Raw genomic sequence first — 20,673 nt, forward strand, 5'->3', positions numbered from 1 at the left:
GATGACCGAAAAGACCGAGACGACGCCCGCCTGGCTCGCACCCGAGGAACTGGAGTCGGTGCGGGGCAGGATGCCGATCCTCTACATCGACGCCGTGCCGGTGCGCGTCGATGACACCGGTGTGGTCACCCACGTCGGCCTGCTGCTGCGCATCCTGTCGGACGGCACGGTCAGCCGGGCGCTGGTCTCCGGCCGGGTGCTGCACCACGAGCGGATCCGCGACGCCCTCATGCGTCACCTGGAGAAGGATCTGGGTCCCGTGGCGCTCCCGCGCATCCCGGCCTCGCCGCAGCCGTTCACGGTGGCCGAGTACTTCCCGACGCCCGGCGTCACCCCCTACCACGACCCGCGCCAGCATGCGGTCTCGCTGGCCTACATCGTGCCGGTGGCCGGTGACTGCAGGCCCCGGCAGGACGCGCTCGACCTGGTGTGGTTCACACCGGAGGAGGCGGCCTCGCCGATGGTGCAGCAGGAGATGGCGAACGGTCAGGGCGTGCTGCTCAAGCAGGCGCTGGCCCACGTGGGCCGGCTGGTCTGAGACCTGTCTGGCTCCGCCGGGGACGTCAAGGGCGCTCCGCCCCGGCCTTGACCCAGCGGTAGAGCGGGTCGCCGGGGCAGGAGGTGCTGTAGCCGTCGCGGTGCCCCTTGACCTCGGGCCGGCGTCGCCGTGCTCGCGCAGGTATTCGATGGCGTCCACCAGGGCGTGCAGCAGGTCGTCGTTGGGCTCGGTCAGCCCGGAGCTGCCGACCAGCGCGAGCACCGCGTAGTGGCCGGAGTTGAGCCCCGCGCCGTTGGCGGCCGGCAGGGCGTGCGGGCCGCGCCCGGCGAAGGTGTGCCGGTGGGGGCAGCACACCATGTTGTAGCCGAGGTCGATGTAGCGCTCGCCGCGTCCGCCCGACATGTGCATGCGCTGGATGTCGCGGACGATGCCGGCGCAGCGGTCGTGGTTCGCGGGCTCGGCGAGGTCGGCGGGCACCGCGCCGCCGGTGTAGTGGATCTTCACGCCTTTGGTCGCCCGCAGGCGGGTGTAGGGGCTGGTCGGCTTCTTGGCGCCCCATTCGGCTCTGGTGACCAGGTTCATACGTTCCTCTTCTCGCAGGAGTGTCCTGGTCACCAGAATGTCAACTATCTGTAGTTGTGTCATCACTCTTCGTCATCAGAGTGTGCTGCCGTCCAGGTGAGGTGTCCCTGGAGGTCAGCCGGTGGTGAGCGCCCGGTGGGCGCGCCGGAAGACCTGCTTCCTGCCGCCCGCCCTGAAGTCGGCGCGCGCGGTGATCCCGCCGGATGCCGGGACCGTGAAGCCCACCGAGATCGACATGCCGGGGGCCAGCGACGCCACCTTGCGCGACCGCGCGCCCCGCTCGCCGTCGAGGCTGAGCCGCACGTCGCGCCAGGGCTCGGCGGAGCCGTTGTGCAAGGTCACCACGATCTCGCCGGCCCGCACCTGCGTGCGCAGCCCGTACGGCAGGCGCGGGTCGGGGCCGATCGACCGGTCGAGCCTGGCCAGCAGTTGTTTCGCCAGGTCGGGGCGGGCGGCGGCCAGATTCCTGCGTTCGTACGGATCGGTGCGCAGGTCGTACAGCTCGATCCTGCCGTGCGGTCCGGCCCCGGCGATGTGCGGGTCGAACCTGATCGCCTTCCACCGGCCCTTGCGGATGGCCTGCATCTTGCGCGGCCGGTTCCACACCAGGTGGTCGTGCTCGGGCGCGCTGCCGCCGGTGAGCAGGCCGCGGAAGGACAGGCCGTCGATGCGGGCGGGCACCGGCACCTCGGCGAGGTCGGCCAGGGTGGGCAGCACGTCCCAGAACGCGACCGGCCGCCTGACCACGCGGTGCCGCAGGCCGGGCGACCAGGCGATCATGGGGACGCGGATGCCGCCCTCGTACAGGTCGCGCTTGTCGCCGCGGTAGGGGCCGTTGCTGTTGAACAGCTCCGGCGTCACGCCCTTCTCGTGGTGAGGGCCGTTGTCGCTGGTGAACAGCACCAGCGTGCGCTCGGCCACGCCCGCGTCGCGCAGCGCCCTGATGAGCGCGGCGACGTCGGTGTCGAGCCTGGTCACCTGCGCGGCGTGCCGGCGGTTGGGGCCGCTCCACGGGCGCTTCTCGTACGGTCCCGCATCGCCGGGGACGGCGCTCGGGGCGTGCGGCAGGTTGGTGGGGAAGTACAACAGGAACGGCCTGTCGCCGCTGTCCTTGATGAACTCGACGGCGCGTTCGCGGAACAGGTGCGGCGCGTACGAGCCGCCGTTCAGCCGCACCTTCTCGCGGTTGTGCCACAGGTACTTGGGGAAGTACTGGTGGGCGTGCTTGTGCCCGATGTAGCCGTAGAACTCGTCGAAGCCGCGCGCGTTCGGGTGGGAGACGTGGTCGGGGTCCTCGGGTCCGAAGCCCCACTTGCCGATGCACGCCGTACGGTAGCCCGACATCCGCAGCAGCTCGGCGAAGGTGAGGTCGTCCGCGGTCAGCGAGCGCTGCGGGCCGCCCGCGGGGTTCTCGCGTACGGTGCCGTGCCCGGCGTGCAGCCCGGTGAGCAGCGCGCAGCGGGACGGCGCGCACAGCGGCGCCCCCGAATAGGCGCTGGTGAACTGCACGCCCTCGGCGGCCAGGCGGTCGAGGGTGGGGGTGCGGATGGCGCGCTGGCCGTTGCTGCCGATCTCCCCCCATCCCAGGTCGTCGGCCAGGATGAGCACGATGTTCGGCCGCTCGGGCAGCCGGCCGCGCGCGGCGGCGGTGTCGGCGGTCGCGAGCGTGGCGGCGCTCGCCGGGGCGGCCGCCGAGGTGGCCGCGGGCATGGCGAGGCCGGCGAGAGTACCGGCGAATAAGGCTCGGCGCGAAGGCCCGTTGATCACGAAGGGCAAGATATCGGAGGTCACGGCGAATGGTGGGCGAAAGACCGGCGGACTCTCTCCGGCGCGCAGAAAAGGTGACCCCTACGCGCGGCAGATGCCGTGCAGCTCCCCGGAGGTCCAGGAACGCGCACAGTGCCGCCGGGATGACGGCGCGCTCTCGCAGCGGGACGGGGGCTCAGTCGCGCGTGACGCGCCGGTCGTGCACCACCGCGTACGTGTTGCGCAGCGCCTCCATCGACTCGTCGTAGGAGGCCTGCGCGACACCGGTGAACAGGCAGTCCACCACCATGAGCTGGGCGATGCGGCTGCCCAGCGCGCCGGAGCGGAACCTGGTCTCCCGTGCGGCGGTCGTGAGCGTCACGTCGGCCGCGCGGGCCAGCGGCGACTCGCGGAAGTTGGTGAGCGCGATCGTGGCGGCCCCCGCCTTGCCGGCGATGGCGAGGAACTCGACGGTGTCCACGGTGGCGCCGGTGTGGGAGACCGCGAGCGCCACGCAGCCGGGGCCGAGGGTGGCGGCGGAGGTCCACGCCGAGTGCGAGTCGGGCCAGTTGATGGCGGTGCGCCCGATGCGTGAGAGCTTCTGCTGCAGGTCGAGCCCGACGAGCGCGCTCGCGCCGACGCCGAAGGTGTCGATCCTGCGGGCGCCGAGCAATAGCTCCACGGCTCGGCCGAGGGCGTCCATGTCGAGGAAGCGCGCGGTGTCGGCGATGGACAGCGTCTCGTTCATCGCGACCTTGGTGACGATGCCGGCCAGGCTGTCGTTCCTGTCGATGTCGCCGGAGACCTCGGACAGGCTCGCGGTGGCCAGCTCCTCCCTGGCGACGGCCCGGGTGAGGTCGATCCTGAAGTCCCGGTAGTGGGCGTAGCCCATGCGGCGGTAGAAGCGGACGACGGAGGTCGTGGAGGTCTGGCAGCGGGCGGCCAGCTCGGCGATCGACAGGTTGGCCGCGGCGGCGGGGGCTTCGGTGAACTCCTCGGCGATGCGGCGCTCCGAAGGACGCAGGGCGGGCATGGCCGCGCGGATCCGGATCAGCAGCGTCTCGGCGTCCTCGCCCGTCATCACTCATCCCCGTCGACGGAAAATAAATACCCTGATGGTAGGGTCTGTGTAATTTTATGACCTACTGCACCAAGGAGAGCACATGCCCCGTGGCGCCTTCTCCGCGGTCGGCGTCGCCGCTGCGCTGTCCGTCGCGTTGACCGCCTGCTCGTCCTCCGGAGGTACCCCCGCCGCCGCGCCGGGGAACGCCCAGGGCGGCGGTTCGCTCGTCGTCGGCGTCACCTCCGACCCCGACACGCTCTTCCCCTGGAAGGCCACCCAGTTCACGGCCGTCAACGTGCTGCAGAACCTGTACGGCACGCTCACCGAGTTCGACAAGGACCTCAACGTCGTCCCCGGCCTCGCCGAGTCGTGGGAGACGAGCAAGGACGGCAAGACGCTGACCTTCAAGCTGCGCCAGGGCGTGACGTTCGCCGACGGCAGCGCGTTCGGCTCCGAGGACGTCAAGGCATCTCTCGAGAAGATCATGGACGAGAAGACGGCGGCGGTGGCCCGCGCCTCGCTGTCGTCGGTCGAGTCGGTGAAGGCGCCCGACGAGAACACCGTGGTGCTGGAGCTGAAGAGCCCCGACGCCGCGCTGCCGGCCAACCTGGCGACCGTCAACATGGCCATGCTCTCCTCCGACGACACCGAGGAGAAGCTCACCACCACCCCCAACGGCACCGGCCCGTTCACGCTCGGCAAGCGGGTGCCCAGCCAGTCGATCACGCTCACCAGGAACGACAAGTACTGGGGCCCGGAGAAGCCGAAGGTGGGCTCGGTGGAGTTCCGGGTCATCCCCGACGAGTCGTCCATCGTCTCGGCCATGCAGTCGGGCAACGTGCAGCTCGCGGTCTTCAACGACCCGCTGGTCGCGCAGACCGCCGAGGGCGGCGGCACGATCACCGTGACCAAGACGCCGCAGCTCAACTACCACGTCCTGCAGCTCAACGCGCGGCGCGGCGACCTGAAGGACGTCAACGTGCGCCTGGCCATCCAGTGCGCGATCGACCGCAAGCAGGTGCTCGACACCGCCGCGCTCGGCGAGGGCGAGGTGACCGGCCCGATGACCGCGCCCGCGTTCAAGTCGGACCCGGACAAGCGCCCCTGCCCCACCCGCGACCTGGCCAAGGCCGCCGACTACCTCGCCAAGGCCGGCAAGTCCGGCGGCGTGACGGTCAAGACGATCGTCTCCCAGGGCGAGTACGCCACCTCCGTCAACGAGGCGCAGAACCTCAAGGCCCAGCTCGCCGAGGCCAAGATCAACCTGGACCTGGAGGTGCTGGAGTCCGGCGCGTACGTGGACCGCTGGGTCGCCGCCGACTTCGACGCGGCGGTGGCGCTGAACGGCGGCCGCCCCGACCCCGACGGCTCCTACGGCCGCTACTTCACCAGCGACGGCAACCTCAACAAGGTCGCCGGCTACAGCTCGCCCACGCTGGACAAGCTGTTCGCGCAGGGCAAGGCCACCACCGACCAGGCCGAGCGCAAGGCCATCTACGACCAGGTCGCCGCCGAGCTCGAGGACAACGCGGCCTGGATCTGGTTGTTCGCCGGCTACACCTACACCGCGACCACGTCGAACGTGCAGGGCTTCGTGCCGATGGCCAGCGGCTCCCTGCAGTACCTGCGGACGACGTCCGTCGGCTGAGGCGCCACCGATGAGGTTCGTACGCAACCGGGCGCTGCGCCGCGTCGCGGAGACCGTCGGCATCCTGTTCGGGGTGGCCGTGGTGGTCTTCGTGATGCTCAGGGCGCTGCCCGGCGACCAGATCACCGCCGGGCTCGGCACGGAGGCCGCCGCGCTCACCCCGGCGCAGCGGCAGGCCCTGGAGCAGTACTACGGGCTGGACCAGCCGCTGGTCACGCAGTTCTTCTCGTGGCTCGGCAACATGTTCACCGGCAACTTCGGCTACTCGGCCCGCTCCCAGCAGAGCGTGCTGGAGCTGACCCTGCACGCGCTGCCGGTGACGTTCGAGCTGGCCGTGCTGTCGATCCTGCTGGCGCTGCTGATCGGGGTGCCGCTGGGCATGCTGGCCGCCTCGCGGACGAACTCGCTGCGCGACGCCGCCGGCCAGGTGGTGAGCCTGGCCGGGCTGTCGATCCCGGCGTTCCTGCTGGCCACCACGCTGCTGTCGGTGTTCGCCGCGTCGTTCGGGTTCAACCCCAACGGGCAGGGCTTCGCCACCTTCACCGAGGATCCGCTGCTCAACCTGCAGCAGATGTTCCTGCCCGCGCTCGTGCTGGGCTTCGGCATCGCGGCGCCGATCCTGCGCACCACCCGTACGGCGGTGCTGGAGGTGCGCTCGGACGACTTCGTGCGCACCGCCCGCGCCAAGGGCGTGCCCGAGCGGCGGCTACAGGTCAGGCACGTGCTGGGCAACGCGCTCGTCCCCATCGTCACCATGACCGGCCTGCAGTTCGGCTACCTGCTCGGCGGCGCGGTCGTGGTGGAGCAGATCTTCTCCGTGCCGGGCATCGGGCGGCAGGTGCTGCTCGGCATCCAGCAGAAGGAGTACGCGGTCGTGCAGAGCACCGTACTGGTGATCGCGCTGGCGTTCGTGCTGGTCAACCTGCTGACCGACCTGCTCTACCGGGTGATCGACCCGCGGGTGAGGGCGTCATGAGGCGCAGTCCCGCCGCCGTCGCGGGCATCGTGATCCTGGCGCTGCTCGCCGTCGTGGCCGTGCTGTCGTACCTGGACCTGCTGCCCTACGACCCGATCGCGCAGAACCCGCCGTCGCGCTTCCTGGGGCCGTCGGGCGAGCACCTGTTCGGCACCGACCAGTTCGGGCGCGACGTGTTCTCCCGGGTGGCCGCCGGCGTCGGCAACTCGGCGCTGATCGCGGTCGTCGCGGTGGCGTTCGCGACCGTGGTGGGCACGCTGGGCGGGCTGGTGTCGGGCTTCTACCGGGGCTGGGCCGACGGCGCGATCGGCGGGGTGACGAACGTGCTGTTCGCGTTCCCGCCGCTGCTGCTCGCGCTGTCGCTGGCGTCGGTGCTGGACCGCAACTGGTTCACCATCGCCGTGGCCATCGCGATCGTCTACGTGCCGATCTTCATCCGGGTGACGCGCGGGCCCGTGCTCTCGCTCAGGGAGATCGAGTACGTCAAGGCGGCCGTCTCGACCGGCCAGAGCCGCTGGCAGATCATGCTGCGCCACGTGCTGCCGAACATCACCTCGATCATCGTCGTCCAGGTGGCGCTCTCGCTGTCGTGGGCGGTGCTGACCGAGGCGTCGCTGAGCTTCCTGGGGCTCGGCACCCCGCCCCCCGCGCCGTCGCTCGGTTCGATGATCTTCGAGGCGCGCAGCCTGGTGTTCATCGCCCCGTGGACGCTGATCGCCCCAGGCGCGGTCGTCGTGCTGCTCGTGGTCGGGCTCAACCTGCTCGGCGACGGCCTGCGCGACACTCTCGACCCCAGAAACCGCGGACACCGAGGAACCTGAGGAAAGCGGTGAATCTCTCCGAACTGACGACCGAGTCGGCCGACCCGCGCTTCGCCGGCATCGACACCATGAGCGTGGGCGAGCTGGCGGCCACCATGAACGCGGCGGACGCCACCGTGCCCGGCGCGGTGCAGACGGCGCTGCCCAGCATCACCGCCGCCATCGAGGCCGCCGCCGCCCGCATGGAGACCGGCGGGCGGCTGGTCTACGTGGGCGCGGGCACCCCGGGCAGGCTGGGCGTGCTGGACGCCTCCGAGTGCCCGCCGACGTTCTCCACCCCGCCCGGACAGGTCTTCGCGATCATCGCGGGCGGTGCGAGCGCGATCGTCTCGCCCTGCGAGGGCGCCGAGGACGACGAGGAGGCCGGCGCCGCCGCCATCGACGCGGCGGACATCGGCCCGCTGGACACCGTGGTGGGGATCGCCTCCAGCGGGCGCACCCCGTACGTGCTGGCCGCCGTGCGGCGGGCCCGCGAGCTGGGCGCGCTGACCGTCGGGCTGTCGTGCAACGCGGGCACCCCGCTGAGCGCGGCGGCCGAGCACGCGATCGAGGTGCTGGTCGGGCCCGAGGTGATCAGCGGCTCGACCCGGCTCAAGGCGGGCACCGCGCAGAAGCTCGTGCTCAACATGTTCTCGACGATCGTGATGGTGCGGCTCGGCAAGACGTACGGCAACCTGATGGTCGATGTGAAGGCCAGCAACGGCAAGCTGCGCGAGCGCGCCGTGCGCATGGTCCGCGCGATCACCGGGGCCGGCCGGGAGGAGGCGCTGGCCGCGCTGGACGCCAACGGCTTCAACGTCAAGCAGGCGGTGGTGGCCTCGCGCTTCGGCCTGTCGCCGCAGGACGCCGCGGCCCGGCTGGCCGCGGCGGGCGGGCGGCTGCGGGTCGCGCTGGGAGAGACCGCATGAAGGTCCTCGGGATGATCTCCGGCACCTCGCACGACGGCATCGACGTGGCGGTGGTGGACTTCGAGCTCGTCGGGAGTGTGCTCGAAGGCCGCCTCGGCCACACCGCCAGCACGCCGTACCCCGACGAGCTGCGGGCGCGGCTGATCGCGGCGCTGCCGCCCGCGCCGGCCACGCTGGCCGAGGTGTGCGAGCTGGACACGCTCATCGGGCAGAGCTTCGCCGAGGCCGCCGCGCGGGCGATCGAGGCGGGCGGGCCCGTCGACCTGATCGTCTCGCACGGCCAGACCGTCTACCACTGGGTGGAGGGCGCGCACGCGCGCGGCACGTTGCAGATCGGCCAGCCCGCCTGGATCGCCGAGCGCACCGGCACGCCCGTGCTGTCGGACGTGCGCATCAGGGACATCACCGCAGGCGGGCACGGCGCGCCGCTGGTGTCGGTGCTGGACGGGCTGCTGCTCGGCGCGCACGAGGGCGGCGCGGCGGCGCTCAACCTGGGCGGCATCGCCAACATGACCGTGGTGCGCGGCGGTCCTGGACAGGACCTGTACGCCTACGACATCGGCCCGGCCAACGCCCTGATCGACGCCGTGGTGACGAGCCGGGGCCTGCACCCGCGCGGCTTCGACGAGGACGGCCGCATCGCCGCCTCCGGGCGGGTGCACGAGGGGCTGCTGGCGGTGCTGCTGGACGAGCCGTACTACCGGCTGGAGCCGCCCAAGAGCACCGGCAAGGAGCTGTTCCACCTCGGCTACGTCGAACAGGCCCTGGCCAGGACCGCCGCGCCGGTCGGCGACGCCGACCTGGTGGCCACGCTGACCGAGCTGACCGTGCGGACCGTCGCCCGCGACGCGCGCGCGTCCGGGGTGGGCGCGCTGGTCGTCTCCGGCGGCGGCGCCCGCAACCCCGTGATCATGGAGGGGCTGCGCGCCGCGCTGCCCGGCGTGCGGGTGGCGCGCTCCGACGAGTACGGCGCGCCCTCCGACGACAAGGAGGCCATCGCGTTCGCGCTGATCGGCTGGCTGACCGCGCACGGCCTGCCGGGCACCGTCCCGGGCGGCACGGGCGCGTCGGCCGCCCGCGTCCTCGGCACGCTCACCCCCGGTGCGGGGCCGCTGGTGCTGCCCGCGCCGCTCGCGCAGGGGCCGCGCTCGCTGGTGCTCACCCGATGACCGCGACGACCGCCCCACGCCCCGGAGAGCCCGCGCCGGAGCCGCCGCCCGGCCTGGTCATGGCGGCCCGTACGCCGTGGTTCGAGCTGACCGAGGTCACCGGCCACCGCACCGTGCAGGCCACCGGGAACGGCCTTGAGTGCCTGGCGCGGATGACGCTGGAGACCTACCACGACCTGGCCTCGGTGACCAAGGTCATGGCCACCACCACGATGCTCATCCGGCTGGTCTCCGACCGGCTGGTGGACCTGGACGCGCCGCTCAGCGCGTACCTGCCGCGCTCCTACGAGGCGATCACGGTGCGCGAGCTGCTGCTGCACCGGGGCGGCCTGTGGGAGTGGTGGCCGCTGTACATCAAGCCGGACATGCCGCCGCCGCGCTACCGTCCCGGCCGCGCCCGCCACTACTCCGACCTGGGCTTCATCCTGCTCGGCAGGATCGTCGGCGCGGTCACCGGGCTGCGTCTCGACCGGGCGCTGGCCGAGCTGGTCACCCGGCCGCTCGGCCTGACCTCCACCACCTACGCCCGCCCGGCCGGGGCCGAGGTCGCCATGAGCGCGCTGGACGACCGGGTCGAGATGACCATGCTGGACACCGGCCGCCCGTATCCGGTGCCCTACCGCAGCGCCGACTTCGCCGGCTGGCGCACCGGTCCGGTGCTGGGCGAGGTGGCCGACGGCAACGCCTTCCACGCCTTCGAGGGCGTGTCGGGGCACGCGGGCCTGTTCTCGACGGTGCCCGACCTGCTCAAGTTCGCCACCGCCATGGCCAGGTACGAGGAGTACGACCACCTGTGGCGGCCCGAGGTCGTCCGGGAGTTCTTCACCCCCGGCCCGGACCCCGAGCAGGCGCTGGGCTTTCGCAGGTACGCGCTCGACCTGCCCGGCGAGACGGTCACCGTGCTCGGCCACCCCGGCTACGTCGGCTGCGCGGTCGGTTTCGTGCCCGGCCGCGACATCGTGCTGGCCCTGGCGAGCAACCGCCTGCTCGTCGAGGGCGCCCCCACCCCCACGGACGCCCTCTGGGCAGGCCTGCTGCAGGCCGTCGAAGACCGATCGAGGACCGCATGACGACCCCGCTCCTGGAAATCGACGACCTCTCCGTCGCCTTCCGCACCCGTAAGCAGGACGTGACCGTCGTCAGGAACGTCTCCATGCGCATCATGCCGGGCCAGACCGTCGCCGTGGTGGGCGAGTCCGGCTCGGGCAAGTCCACCACGGCGGCGGCGGTCAACCGGCTGCTGCCCGACAATGGCCGCATCACCGGCGGCCGGGTCGTCTTCGACGGCCGCGACCTGGTCAAGGCGACGGCGCGGGAGATGACCGCGATCCGCGGCGCGGGCATCGGCCTGGTCCCGCAGGACCCGATGTCGAACCTGAACCCGCTGATGCGCATCGGCGACCAGATCGCCGAGGCGCTGGAGGTGCACGGCCTGGCGAGCGGCAAGGCGGCGCGCGAGCGGGTGGTCGAGCTGCTCGACATGGTGGGCATCCAGGAGCCGCGCCGGCGCGCCCGGCAGTACCCGCACGAGTTCTCCGGCGGCATGCGGCAGCGGGCGCTGATCGCGATGGGGCTGGCCTGCCGGCCCAAGCTGCTCATCGCCGACGAGCCGACCTCCGCCCTGGACGTGACCGTGCAGCGGCGCATTCTCGACCAGCTCGAGCAGCTCACCGCCGAGATGGGCACGGCCGTCTTCCTCATCACGCACGACCTGGCGCTCGCGGCGGAGCGTGCCGACGAGGTGGCGGTCATGTACAAGGGCGAGATCGTGGAGACCGGCCCGGCGGCGGGCATCCTGAGCGACCCCGGGCACGAGTACACCCGCAGGCTGCTCGGCGCGGTGCCGAGCCTGTCGTCGGCGCGGGTGTCCGAGCCGCCCCGCGACGCGCCCGACCTGGTCGTGGTGGAGGGGCTGCGCAAGGTGTTCCCCGGCAGGGACGGCGACCCGGACTTCACGGCGGTGGACGGCGTGTCGTTCTCGATCCCGCGCGGGCAGACGGTCTCGATCGTGGGCGAGTCCGGCTCGGGCAAGTCCACGACCGCGAACCTGCTGCTCGGCCTGGACGAGCCCACCGCGGGCAGCATCCGCTTCGACGGTACCGACCTGGCCGGGCTGGGGCGGCGCGAGCTGTTCGCCTTCCGCAGGCGGGTGCAGCCGGTCTTCCAGAACCCGTACGCCTCGCTCGACCCCCGCTACACCGTGGAGAAGTCGATCACCGAGCCGCTGCGCGTGCACCGCGTCGGCACCCCGGCCGAGCGGAAGAAGCGGGCCGCCGAGCTGCTGGAGCGGGTGTCGCTGCCCGCCTCGATGGCCGGGCGGCTGCCGCACGAGCTGTCCGGCGGGCAGCGCCAGCGGGTGGCCATCGCCCGCGCCCTGGCGCTCTCGCCCGAGCTGGTGGTGCTCGACGAGGCGGTCTCGGCGCTGGACGTGCTGGTGCAGGCGCAGATCCTGGAGCTGCTCGCCGAGCTGCAGCGGGAGCTGGGGCTGAGCTACCTGTTCATCAGCCACGACCTGGCCGTGGTGCGGATGATCTCCCACCGGGTGCACGTCATGCGCGGCGGGCGCATCGTGGAGAGCGGCACGGCGGCGGAGATCTTCGACAGTCCCGCCGACGGCTACACGCGGGAGCTGCTCGCCGCCATCCCCGGCACCCGGTAAGTTGGAATTTCAGACTTACTTGAAGGACGCGGCAGGAGGCGGGTGTGATGCCCAGGGAATGCTCGATCGCCAACGCGCTCGAGATCGTCGGCGAGCGGTGGAGCCTGCTCGCGCTGCGGGAGATCTTCCTCGGTGTGCGGCGCTTCGACCAGATCGCCCGCAACACCGGCGCCAGCCGCGACATCCTCACCGCCCGGCTGCGCAAGCTGGAAGAGTACGGCCTGCTCGAACGCCGCCCCTACGAGACGCGCCCGCCGCGCTACGAGTACGTGCTCACCGAGTCCGGCAGGGCGCTGAACGAGGTGCTGCTGACGCTGATGTCGTGGGGCGACCGCTACGTCACCCGTGGCGAGCCGCCCACGGTCTGGGGCCACGCCTGCGGCGCGGAGCTGGAGCCGGTGATGGTGTGCGCGAGCTGCCGGGAGCCGGTGCGGATCGAGGACATGGCGGCGCTGCGCGTGAGCGAGCCACAGTAGTCCCGTGAAGATCCTTTTAGTTCAGCCGCCGCACTGGTCCCCGGACGGCCACGCCAACTTCGACGCCGTCGAGGCGCTGCTCGGCGGTTTCTCCGGTGACGTGGTGCTGCTGCCCGAGCTGGCCGGCTCCAGCCTGCCCCGCGCCGACTACCTGGCCAGGGTGCGCGAGCTGGCCGTCGGGTCCGGCATGGCCGTGGTCGGCGGCTCGCACTACGACGGGCCCGTCAACCGGGGCGCGGTCTTCGACGCGGGCGGCACGCTGCTGCTGGAGTACGACAAGGTGCACCCGTACGGGCTGGAGCTGCGCTCCGGCATCAGGCCGGGCCGCCCGAGCGCCGGCTTCGAGCTGGCCGGCCGCCGCCTGCACGTGCTGCTCTGCGCCGACCTGTGGTACTCGGCCAGCCTGGCGGGGCGCGACGGCCTCGACGCCGTGCTGGTGCCGGCCTTCTCCGTGACCCGCTGGGACGGCCCCGCCCCGGCCAGGACGCTGTGGCAGCACATGAGCGTGGCGCGGGCGTACGAGTTCATGACGTACGTGGCGGTCAGCGACTGGCACCACGAGACCACCTACCACGGGCATCCCTGCGCGGGCGTCACCGGCCTGGCCAACCCGTGCCCGCAGACGCACGACGGCTTCTTCACCGGCCCGCCGGACGAGCCGGTCTCGGTGCACGAGCTGGACTTCGGCCGCCTGGACGCCTTCCGCTCCGACCGCGCCGACCGCGGCTTCCGGGCATGACGGACGGGGGAGCGCCGGTGCGGCGCTCCCCCGTCGCACGCGCGCGGGCCCAGCAGTGGCGGGGGCGGTCCGGGAGGGCCGCCCTTCCCTCCCCTCGTCTCACGCGCGCGGGCCTAGCGCAGGGCGTAGGCGCGGATCACCTCCTGCGTCACGCTGTTGCCCCGCACGTCGGACGCGCGCAGCCGCAGGGAGACGAACCCGGACGGCGAGCGGCCGAGCGTCGTCTCGTAGCGGCGATCGCCCTTGGCGCGCAGCCGGGCCTGCGTCCAGGTGCGGCCGTCGTCGTACGACACCTCGAGGGAGACGTCCTTGACGGCGTTCTGCTCGGCGCCCTCCTGGTTGCGCAGGGTGAGGGCGAGCTTGCGCGACCCTGCCCGGTTCTTCAGGTCCACAGGCGCGTCGAAGCTCGCGAGCAGCAGCGGCACGATCGTGGTGCCGTCGGTGTGCTCGGAGGTGAACGTCCACTCGCCGCGCGCGCGGACGGCGAGCTTCGCCCAGACGGCCTCGTTGGCGACGTCGTAGGTGATCCGGTACGTCGCCTTCTCCGGCGGCAGATCGCCCGACCCCGACGGCAGGTAGTTGGTCTGCCACAGCAGCGTGTCTCCCTGGTAGAGCCGGAAGTCGGTCTTCAGGCCGTGCTCGAACTGGCTGGTGTACGCCTCGCCGAAGTTGCCCTGGGCGTCCACGAAGCCCTGCGGGGTCAGGCGGAGCCTGTCGCCCTCCCTGCGTGTCGGGTTACGCGGGTTGAAGCCGGGCATCATCGGCTGCTTGAACACGGTGTGGCTCACCCGCTCGCCCGCCTTGTAGGGCCGGAACTCCGGCGAGGCCACGGCCACGTGCGGCGTGTCGGGGTGCGGGAATGTGTTGCTGTACGGCCGCTCCGGCGTGATCGCCGACGTGTTCCACCGCACCTCGGGGTCCGGGGTGACGTAGTCGGTGCGAACGCGCGGCGTCTTGGCCATGGGGTGGTTCGCCGAGTAGGACACGGTGTCCCACGGCTCGAAGACGAAGCGGGCCTCGTTGATGATCACATCGTCGGCGAGCTGGCTGTGGTAAGCGGTCTCGATCCTGGCCAGCGACTTGGCCCGCACCTTGTACGTCAGCCGGTCCGGCACCTTGCCCTTCTCGCGCAGGTACAGGTCGTAGACGTACGGGCTGGCCACGACGCCCTTGGCGACGACCGGCACGGGCAGCAGGCGCGCCCGCTCGACGAGCTTCAGCCCCTCCTCATGGGTGAGCCGCACTGTCGGGACGTTCAGCTTGACGCCGCTGCCGCCGGTGGTGGCGTCCGGTCCCGGCTTGTCGCTGTAGACGGCCACCATGGCCGCGCCGGCCGCGGCGGCGGCGTTGGCCTGCGTGGCGACCGGCACGCCGTCGGTGCGGCGGATGACGGCGAGCCTGCCGCGCAGGTTGCGGGCCTTGATCTCGGCGGGGGTGCCGCGCCCCGCGTCCACGGCGAGGAGCACGCGGGTGCCGTCGAGGCGCGGGTACTCGGTGGCGAGGTCGCTGAACTGGACGGGGTCGACGTACTGGGGGTCGAGCTTCAGTCCCGGCGTGGAGAAGGTGATCTCGGGCGCGGTGAGCCGCCAGCGGGTGGCGACGACGAACGTGCCCTTGGTGACCTTCCTGGTCGGCTGGACGAACAGGCGCTCCTCGACCTGCCCGCCGGGCAGGATCGTGGTGCCGCCGCGCAGCGCCGTGCCCTGCTCGCCCGCCCGGTACCACATGAGGGCCGCGGCGGCGCCGGGGTTGCGCTTGGTCTCGTGGTCGGGGGTCTCGACCTTGACCTCGACGGCCTTGCGGGCGTCCAGGACGACCTCGGTGTCCTTGGTGATCTTCATTTCTGGGTCGCCGAGCAGGCTCTCGTGGAGCGGCGTGCCGGTGCCGGTGCTGTCCTGCGCGGCGGGCATGGTGAAGATGTGGCCGAGCACCGAGTAGGTGCCGGGCTTGACCAGCAGGCAGGTGCCGGAGCCGTACTTGGCGTCGGTGCAGGGCTCGGAGGGGTCGCCGGGCAGCACGCGGCCGACCAGCGTGCCCTCGTCCAGGTTGAGCACGGTGAAGCCGCCGCGGCCCGGCCTGCCGTCCCTGGCGATGCCGCGTACCCGCAGCTCGACGCGCTCCTCCTCGACGCTGCCCGTCAGCAGCGTGCGGGCGCCGCCCGCGACGAGCTCCTGGCGCAGCACGCGGGGACGGTCCGCCTTGAGCGTGACCTTGGCCTCGGCGGTGCCGCCCGCGGGGACGGCGAGCCTGGCCGGTTCGACGGTGAACGCGTCACCGGCGCTCAGGTCGAGCTCGGCGGGCTGGTCGCCGAGGTTGCGGTAGCCGATAGTGAGCGTCTTCTCCTCGCCCTGGGCGAGGCGGCCGAAGTCGAGCGCGCCCGTCGAGGCGACGACCGTGCCGGCGAGCGCGGCGGCCACGTCGATGCGGCCCGCGCCCTGGGCGTCCACGGGGATGTCCTCGCCCGGCTTGGCGGTGGCCATGAGCAGCGCCTTCAGCTCGCCGCCGGTGAGGTTCGGGCGGGCCTGGCGCAGCAGCGCCGCCGCGCCCGCGACGTGCGGGGTGGCCATGGAGGTGCCGGACATCGCGACGAGCCCGCCGCCCGCCTTGGCGGCGGTGATGTCCACGCCGGGCGCGGTCACGTCGGGCTTGACCGCCTGGGTCGCGTTGATCGGGCCCCGGCTGGAGAAGGGGGCGAGCGCGTCCTGCTTGTCCACCGCGCCGACGGTCAGCGCCTCGGGGGCGTCGCCGGGCGAGCCGACGCAGGACTCGCAGCCGTCGTTGCCCGCCGCGACGACGAACAGCGTGCCGTGCTCCCTGGTCAGCGTGGCGAGGGCGTCGCTGATCGGGCCGCCGGGCTCGGGGCTGCTCAGGCTCATGTTGACGATCTGGGCGTGCTGCTCGGCGGCCGCCCACTCCATGCCGTCGATGACCCACGACCGGCCCTGGCCGGAGGCGTCCAGGACGCGGCCGTCCACCAGCCGGGCGCCGGGCGCGACGCCCTTGCCGCCCTCGGCGCCGGCTCCGGCGATCGTGTCCGCGACGTGGGTGCCGTGGCCGTGGGGGTCGCCGGTTGCGTCCTGGCCGGTGAAGTCCTGCCGGGCGGCCACCTTGCCGGCGAGGTCGGGGTGGGTGGCGTCCACGCCGGTGTCGAGGACGGCGACGGTGGTGCCGCTGCCGTCGTACCCGGCGGCCCACGCGGCGGGTGCGGCGATCTGCGGCACGCTGTCGGTCAGCGCGGGCTCGACCTTGCGGTCGAGCCAGATCTTCTCCACGCCGGCCAGCGCTCCGGCGGCGCGCGCCTGCGGGGAGGCCGACGCCAGCGCGGCGAGCTGCGCGCCGAACGCGGCCGCGCCCGACTCGGCCACCGTCACGCCGGCGCCGCCGATGCTCTCCAGGGTGCGCCGCTGCTCGACGGCGGGCAGGGCGGTCAGCGCCGCCTTGGGCGCGTTCTCCGCGAAGGTGAGGATGAGCGGGATGGCGTCGCCGACGTCCTGCTCGGCCAGCGTCGTCACGTCGAACAGCGCCGGGTCGAGCCGCTGCGGCACCAGCGCGGCGACGTCGTCGGGGATGACCGTGACGGCGCGCCCGGTCTGCATCACCTGGAACGTCGGCACGGAGCCGTCGGCGCGCGGCGCGGGCGTGACGGTGACCGCGTGGTGGCCGCCGTCCACGGCGCGCACCCGCACCCGGTCTCCGGTGATCAGGGTGATCTCGTCGCTGTCCGCCGCGGCCGTGAAGGCGGCGGCCGGGGCGTCCTCGGCGTACGCACCGGGAGCCGCGAGCAGCGCGGCCGCCAGGGCCGTGGGGACGGCGAGCGCCGTGCCCCGCTTCAGGCCCCTTCTCAGGTGCTGCCTGAGCAGGCTTAAGCCACGCGGCATGGGACGACCTCCAGAGAATCGGTAAGCACGAATACCGATTTCCTAGCCGTCCAGAACGGCGGTGTCCATGAGATCGCCGTGGCCACATCCCGACTTGTCGTGTTCCCGCCAGCTAGCCCTTCGTCGCGCCGCCGAGGTTGAACGACCCCGCCAGGTACTTGTTGACCGCCACGTACAGCACCACCGCGGGCGCCGTGTAGAGGATGGAGAACGCGGCGAGCTGGCCGTAGGCGACCTGCCCGTACTGGGAGAAGAACGTGTAGATCGTCACCGCGGCCGGCTGCTTCTCCGGCGCGTCGAGCAGCACGAACGGGGCGAAGAAGTTGCCCCACTGACCCACGAACACGAAGATCGCCACCACCGCGATGCCGGGCGCCATCAGCGGCCCCACGACGGCGCGCAGCGACTGCACCCATCCGGCGCCGTCCACCCAGGCGGCCTCCTCCAGGCTGACCGGCACGCCGTCCATGAAGTTCTTCATCATCCAGATGGAGAACGGCAGCGAGCTCGCGGTCAGGAACAGCACCATCGCCGGCACCGAGCCGTACAGGTTGAACCTGAAGAACATCGCGTAGACCGGCACCAGGATGGCCGTCATCGGCAGGCCCGTGGTGAACAGCAGCGTCAGCATGAAGTGCCGCCGGTAGCGCAGCTGGTAGCGCGAGAGCGGGTAGGCCGCAAGGCCCGCCACGATCACCGTCAGCAGCGCCGTCGAACCCGAGATGATCACCGAGTTGATCAGCGGGAGCACGATCGTCTCCCACGTCAGCACGGCCTTGAAGTTGTCCAGGGAGAACTCGAACGTCGGTGCGGCCGACAGCGTGGCCTCCGGCTGCACCGAGGCGATGAGCACCCACAGGAACGGCCCCAGGAACGCCAGCGCGATCACCAGCAGGGCGAGGTTGGCCGCGCCGCGCGCGGCGAGTCTGGTCATGCGTCCTCCACCTTGATCAGGCGCAGGTAGATCAGCGAGAACAGCGCCCCGATGACCAGCAGGACCAGCGCGATCGCCGAGCCGTAGCCGATCTCGAAGTAGCGGAACGCCTGCTCGTACATGTAGAGCGGGGTGGTCTGGCTGGCCGTGCCGGGGCCGCCGCCGGTCAGCGCGTAGATGAGCCCGAAGCTGGCCAGCGTCTGCAGCGTGATCAGCATGAGGTTCGACATGATCGAGCGGCGGATCAGCGGGAGCGTGATGTGCAGCAGCCGCTTGCCGGGCCCCGCGCCGTCCACCGCCGCCGCCTCGACCAGGTCCTTCGGCACCTCCGACAGCGCCGCCGAGTAGACCAGCATCGAGAACGCGGTGCCGCGCCAGACGTTGGCCAGGATCACCGCGAACATCGGCGCGGTGTAGAGCCACTCCTGCTCGATGCCGAGCACGGTGTTGAGCGTGCCCTCCTCGGCCAGGAACGAGAACCAGCAGGCCGCCGCCACGATCTCGGGCATCACCCAGGCCGCGATGACCACGCCGTTGACGACGCTGCGCGTCACCCGCCCGCGCCCGCGCATGAGCAGCGCGATGATCAGGCCCAGCGTGTTCTGGCCGATGACGGCCGAGCCGATCACGAAGACGAACGTGAGCAGGAACGAGTTGATGAAGTTCGGGTCATCGAAGAGCCTGGCGAAGTTGTCGAACCCGACGAACTGCGAGTTCACCGAGGCCGAGCCGGTCAGGGTCTCGTTGGTGAAGGCGATGTAGACGCTCCACAGAATGGGCCCCGCCATGAAGAGCGCCAGCAGGATCAGCGCCGGCCCGAGGGGCAGCAGCCAGCGCAGGACCCGCCGCCGTGACGGGCCGCCCGGAGGCGTGCCCGTCACGGCGGGCGATGGCGCCGTGGCGACCGTCATTTGGCGACGACCTTGTCGGGGCCTCCGACCGCGCCGGGCAGCGCCTTGGCGTAGGCCGCGGTGGCCTCCTCAGGCGTCTGCTTGCCCGTGGTGACCGCCTCCATGGCCTCCTGGATCTGCGCGGAGACCTTCGGGTACGCCTCGTACGCCGGCCGGTAGTGCGTCACCTCGGCCAGGTCGGTGAAGAACTTGACCGACGGGTTGTCGGCGGTGTACTTCGGGTCGGCCGCGACGTCCTTGCGGACCGCCAGGTCACCGGTGCTCACGGAGTACGTCATCGCGTTCTCCTTGTTCATGGCCACGGTGATGAAGTCGAACGCCTCCTGCTTGAGCTTGGTGTAGGAGCTCATCGCCATGACCCAGCCGCCCGACATGCTGACCCGGCCGGGCTCCTCGCCGTTCTGCGTCGGCATGGCGGTCCAGCCGACCTTGTCCTTCCATTCGGGCCAGGGCTTGGTGCTGGTCTCCTTCCAGGCCGCCGGGGTCCATGCGCCGTCGAGCGAGATGCCGATCTTGCCGGCCGGGAACCACTCGTTGTTGACCTTGTCGGCGAGCTTGGCGTTGTGCGCGTCGGCCTGCTTGGGGCCGAGCTCCTCGCGGTAGATGGTGTTGATGAAGGTCAGGGCGTCGGTGAAGTTCTTGCCGCCGGCGATCCACTTCTGCGAGGCGTCGTCGTACAGCGTGCCGCCGGGGGTGCCGTACAGGAGCATCTCGAAGCCCTGCATGGTGGCCGCCTCGCCGTGGACCTTCGTGGAGTACATGCTGAACGGGACGGCGTCCGGCACCTTCTGCTTGATCGTGCGGGCCGCGTTGAGCACGTCGTCCCAGGTCTTCGGCTCCCACGGCACGGGCAGGCCGGCCTTGGCGAAGACGTCCTTGTGGTACCACAGGCCGCGCGTGTCGGTGCTGATCGGCACGCCGTAGATCTTGCCGTCGGCGCCCTTGGCGGCCTGCTTGACCGAGTCGGGGAACTGCGTCTCCCAGTCGGGCCACTTGGTCAGGAATTCATCCAGCGGGGCCAGCTTGCCCGCGGCGACGTCGGCGTTCACCTGGAAGGTGTCGTGGTAGTAGATGTCGGGCGCGGAGTCCGCCGAGCGGTTCAGCAGCGCCAGCTTGGTGTAGTAGGCCTCGTTGTTGCCCTGCACCGGGGTCAGCTTGATGGTGACGCCGGGGTGTGACGATTCGTACTGCTTCTTGGCGTCGTTGAGCATCTTCTCCAGGTGCGGCCACGTCGGCTCGACCTTGTAGAGGACCTCGAGTTCCTTGCTTGATGAGGACTCCTCGGCGGCGCCACCGCCGCAGCCGGCTGCTGTCAGCGCTGTCAACAGCAGGAGGGATCCGGCCAGCCTACGTGTCATCTCGGCCTCCCCTAGTTTCCTGTGGGTTGCGGAGAACGTAAATCTTTTTGATTTACTAAGTCAACACTCTGTGGTGATATTACTCACATGCAGCAGGGCACCAACCTGCCCAAGGTCGGCAGCTACAACCGGGCCGTGGTGCTGGAGGCCATCCAGGCCTCCGACGGGATCAGCCGCGTCCAGGTCGCTTCTGTGACGGGGCTGACGGCGCAGACGGTGTCGGTGATCGTACGCAGGCTGCTGGAGGAGGGCCTGGTCGTCGAGGACGGCTCCGCGCCGTCGCGTGGGGAAAACCGGCCACGATCC

17 protein-coding genes and 1 pseudogene are annotated in these 20,673 nt (G+C 71.5%); 12 read left to right on the top strand and 6 right to left on the bottom strand.

What is annotated here, in order from left to right; translation table 11 throughout:
* Position 1: 1 nt before the first annotated feature.
* Together ACFMQL_RS00130 and ACFMQL_RS00135 are read left to right on the top strand one after the other, a co-directional pair.
* Positions 2–538, top strand: a complete 537-nt coding sequence (locus ACFMQL_RS00130) for an NUDIX hydrolase family protein (protein WP_364070328.1) — start codon at positions 2–4, stop codon at positions 536–538.
* Between the two features lie 129 nt (positions 539–667).
* Positions 668–1,135, top strand: a complete 468-nt coding sequence (locus ACFMQL_RS00135; RefSeq protein WP_378784041.1) for a hypothetical protein — start codon at positions 668–670, stop codon at positions 1,133–1,135.
* Between the two features lie 60 nt (positions 1,136–1,195).
* Here the strand turns inward: ACFMQL_RS00135 and ACFMQL_RS00140 are convergent, their stop codons facing one another.
* Both ACFMQL_RS00140 and ACFMQL_RS00145 read right to left on the bottom strand, forming a co-directional pair.
* Positions 1,196–2,791 carry an arylsulfatase gene (locus ACFMQL_RS00140; RefSeq protein WP_364070333.1) on the bottom strand — a complete coding sequence of 532 codons (1,596 nt, stop codon included), beginning with the start codon at positions 2,789–2,791 and terminating at the stop codon, positions 1,196–1,198.
* Between the two features lie 232 nt (positions 2,792–3,023).
* Entirely contained in the window at positions 3,024–3,908 is an 885-nt protein-coding gene (locus ACFMQL_RS00145) for a MurR/RpiR family transcriptional regulator (RefSeq protein WP_378784044.1), read from the bottom strand.
* A gap of 82 nt (positions 3,909–3,990) precedes the next feature.
* Between ACFMQL_RS00145 and ACFMQL_RS00150 the strand changes: the two genes are divergently transcribed.
* The 9 genes from ACFMQL_RS00150 to ACFMQL_RS00190 are packed head-to-tail and all read left to right on the top strand — an operon-like array spanning position 3,991 to position 13,286.
* Positions 3,991–5,538, top strand: a complete 1,548-nt coding sequence (locus tag ACFMQL_RS00150) for an ABC transporter substrate-binding protein (RefSeq protein WP_364070337.1) — start codon at positions 3,991–3,993, stop codon at positions 5,536–5,538.
* Positions 5,539–5,548: 10 nt separating this feature from the next.
* Positions 5,549–6,514 carry an ABC transporter permease gene (locus tag ACFMQL_RS00155; protein ID WP_364070340.1) on the top strand — a complete coding sequence of 322 codons (966 nt, stop codon included), beginning with the start codon at positions 5,549–5,551 and terminating at the stop codon, positions 6,512–6,514.
* Positions 6,511–7,335, top strand: a complete 825-nt coding sequence (locus ACFMQL_RS00160; RefSeq protein ID WP_364070342.1) for an ABC transporter permease — start codon at positions 6,511–6,513, stop codon at positions 7,333–7,335. The genes ACFMQL_RS00155 and ACFMQL_RS00160 overlap by 4 nt, the downstream gene beginning before the upstream one ends.
* Positions 7,336–7,343: 8 nt before the next feature.
* Positions 7,344–8,243, top strand: a complete 900-nt coding sequence (gene murQ, locus ACFMQL_RS00165; protein WP_378784047.1) for an N-acetylmuramic acid 6-phosphate etherase — start codon at positions 7,344–7,346, stop codon at positions 8,241–8,243.
* Positions 8,240–9,412 (top strand): anhydro-N-acetylmuramic acid kinase, encoded by a 1,173-nt coding sequence (locus tag ACFMQL_RS00170; RefSeq protein WP_364070348.1) that lies wholly within the window; start codon positions 8,240–8,242, stop codon positions 9,410–9,412. Before murQ ends, ACFMQL_RS00170 begins: the two co-directional genes overlap by 4 nt.
* The gene (locus ACFMQL_RS00175; protein WP_364070351.1) at positions 9,409–10,482 is read left to right on the top strand and encodes a serine hydrolase domain-containing protein; all 1,074 of its coding nucleotides are present in this window, start codon (positions 9,409–9,411) and stop codon (positions 10,480–10,482) included. Before ACFMQL_RS00170 ends, ACFMQL_RS00175 begins: the two co-directional genes overlap by 4 nt.
* Positions 10,479–12,071 carry an ABC transporter ATP-binding protein gene (locus ACFMQL_RS00180; protein WP_378784049.1) on the top strand — a complete coding sequence of 531 codons (1,593 nt, stop codon included), beginning with the start codon at positions 10,479–10,481 and terminating at the stop codon, positions 12,069–12,071. Before ACFMQL_RS00175 ends, ACFMQL_RS00180 begins: the two co-directional genes overlap by 4 nt.
* Before the next feature lie 47 nt (positions 12,072–12,118).
* A complete protein-coding gene (locus ACFMQL_RS00185; RefSeq protein WP_364070423.1) occupies positions 12,119–12,547 on the top strand; it encodes a helix-turn-helix domain-containing protein in 429 nt (142 codons plus the stop codon).
* A 4-nt stretch (positions 12,548–12,551) separates the two neighbouring features.
* Positions 12,552–13,286: a carbon-nitrogen hydrolase family protein gene (locus ACFMQL_RS00190; protein WP_364070357.1), complete on the top strand. Its 735-nt coding sequence runs from the start codon at positions 12,552–12,554 to the stop codon at positions 13,284–13,286.
* A gap of 113 nt (positions 13,287–13,399) precedes the next feature.
* Here ACFMQL_RS00190 and ACFMQL_RS00195 read toward each other — a convergent pair whose 3' ends face one another.
* The 4 genes from ACFMQL_RS00195 to ACFMQL_RS00210 form a co-directional block, all read right to left on the bottom strand.
* Entirely contained in the window at positions 13,400–17,164 is a 3,765-nt protein-coding gene (locus ACFMQL_RS00195) for a S8 family serine peptidase (protein WP_378784053.1), read from the bottom strand.
* A gap of 112 nt (positions 17,165–17,276) precedes the next feature.
* Positions 17,277–18,098, bottom strand: coding sequence for a carbohydrate ABC transporter permease (locus ACFMQL_RS00200; protein WP_364070363.1), 822 nt, complete (start codon positions 18,096–18,098; stop codon positions 17,277–17,279).
* Positions 18,095–19,009: a sugar ABC transporter permease gene (locus tag ACFMQL_RS00205; protein ID WP_364070366.1), complete on the bottom strand. Its 915-nt coding sequence runs from the start codon at positions 19,007–19,009 to the stop codon at positions 18,095–18,097. The genes ACFMQL_RS00200 and ACFMQL_RS00205 overlap by 4 nt, the downstream gene beginning before the upstream one ends.
* Positions 19,006–20,367 (bottom strand): extracellular solute-binding protein, encoded by a 1,362-nt coding sequence (locus ACFMQL_RS00210; protein WP_364070369.1) that lies wholly within the window; start codon positions 20,365–20,367, stop codon positions 19,006–19,008. The genes ACFMQL_RS00205 and ACFMQL_RS00210 overlap by 4 nt, the downstream gene beginning before the upstream one ends.
* A gap of 87 nt (positions 20,368–20,454) precedes the next feature.
* Between ACFMQL_RS00210 and ACFMQL_RS00215 the strand changes: the two are divergent.
* Positions 20,455–20,568: pseudogene (locus tag ACFMQL_RS00215) on the top strand (hypothetical protein); the annotation flags it as partial.
* Between the last annotated feature and the right edge of the window lie 105 nt (positions 20,569–20,673).

The sequence above is a fragment of the Nonomuraea fastidiosa genome, from assembly GCF_042751225.1.
In the GTDB taxonomy this organism is placed as follows: Bacteria; Actinomycetota; Actinomycetes; order Streptosporangiales; family Streptosporangiaceae; genus Nonomuraea; species Nonomuraea fastidiosa.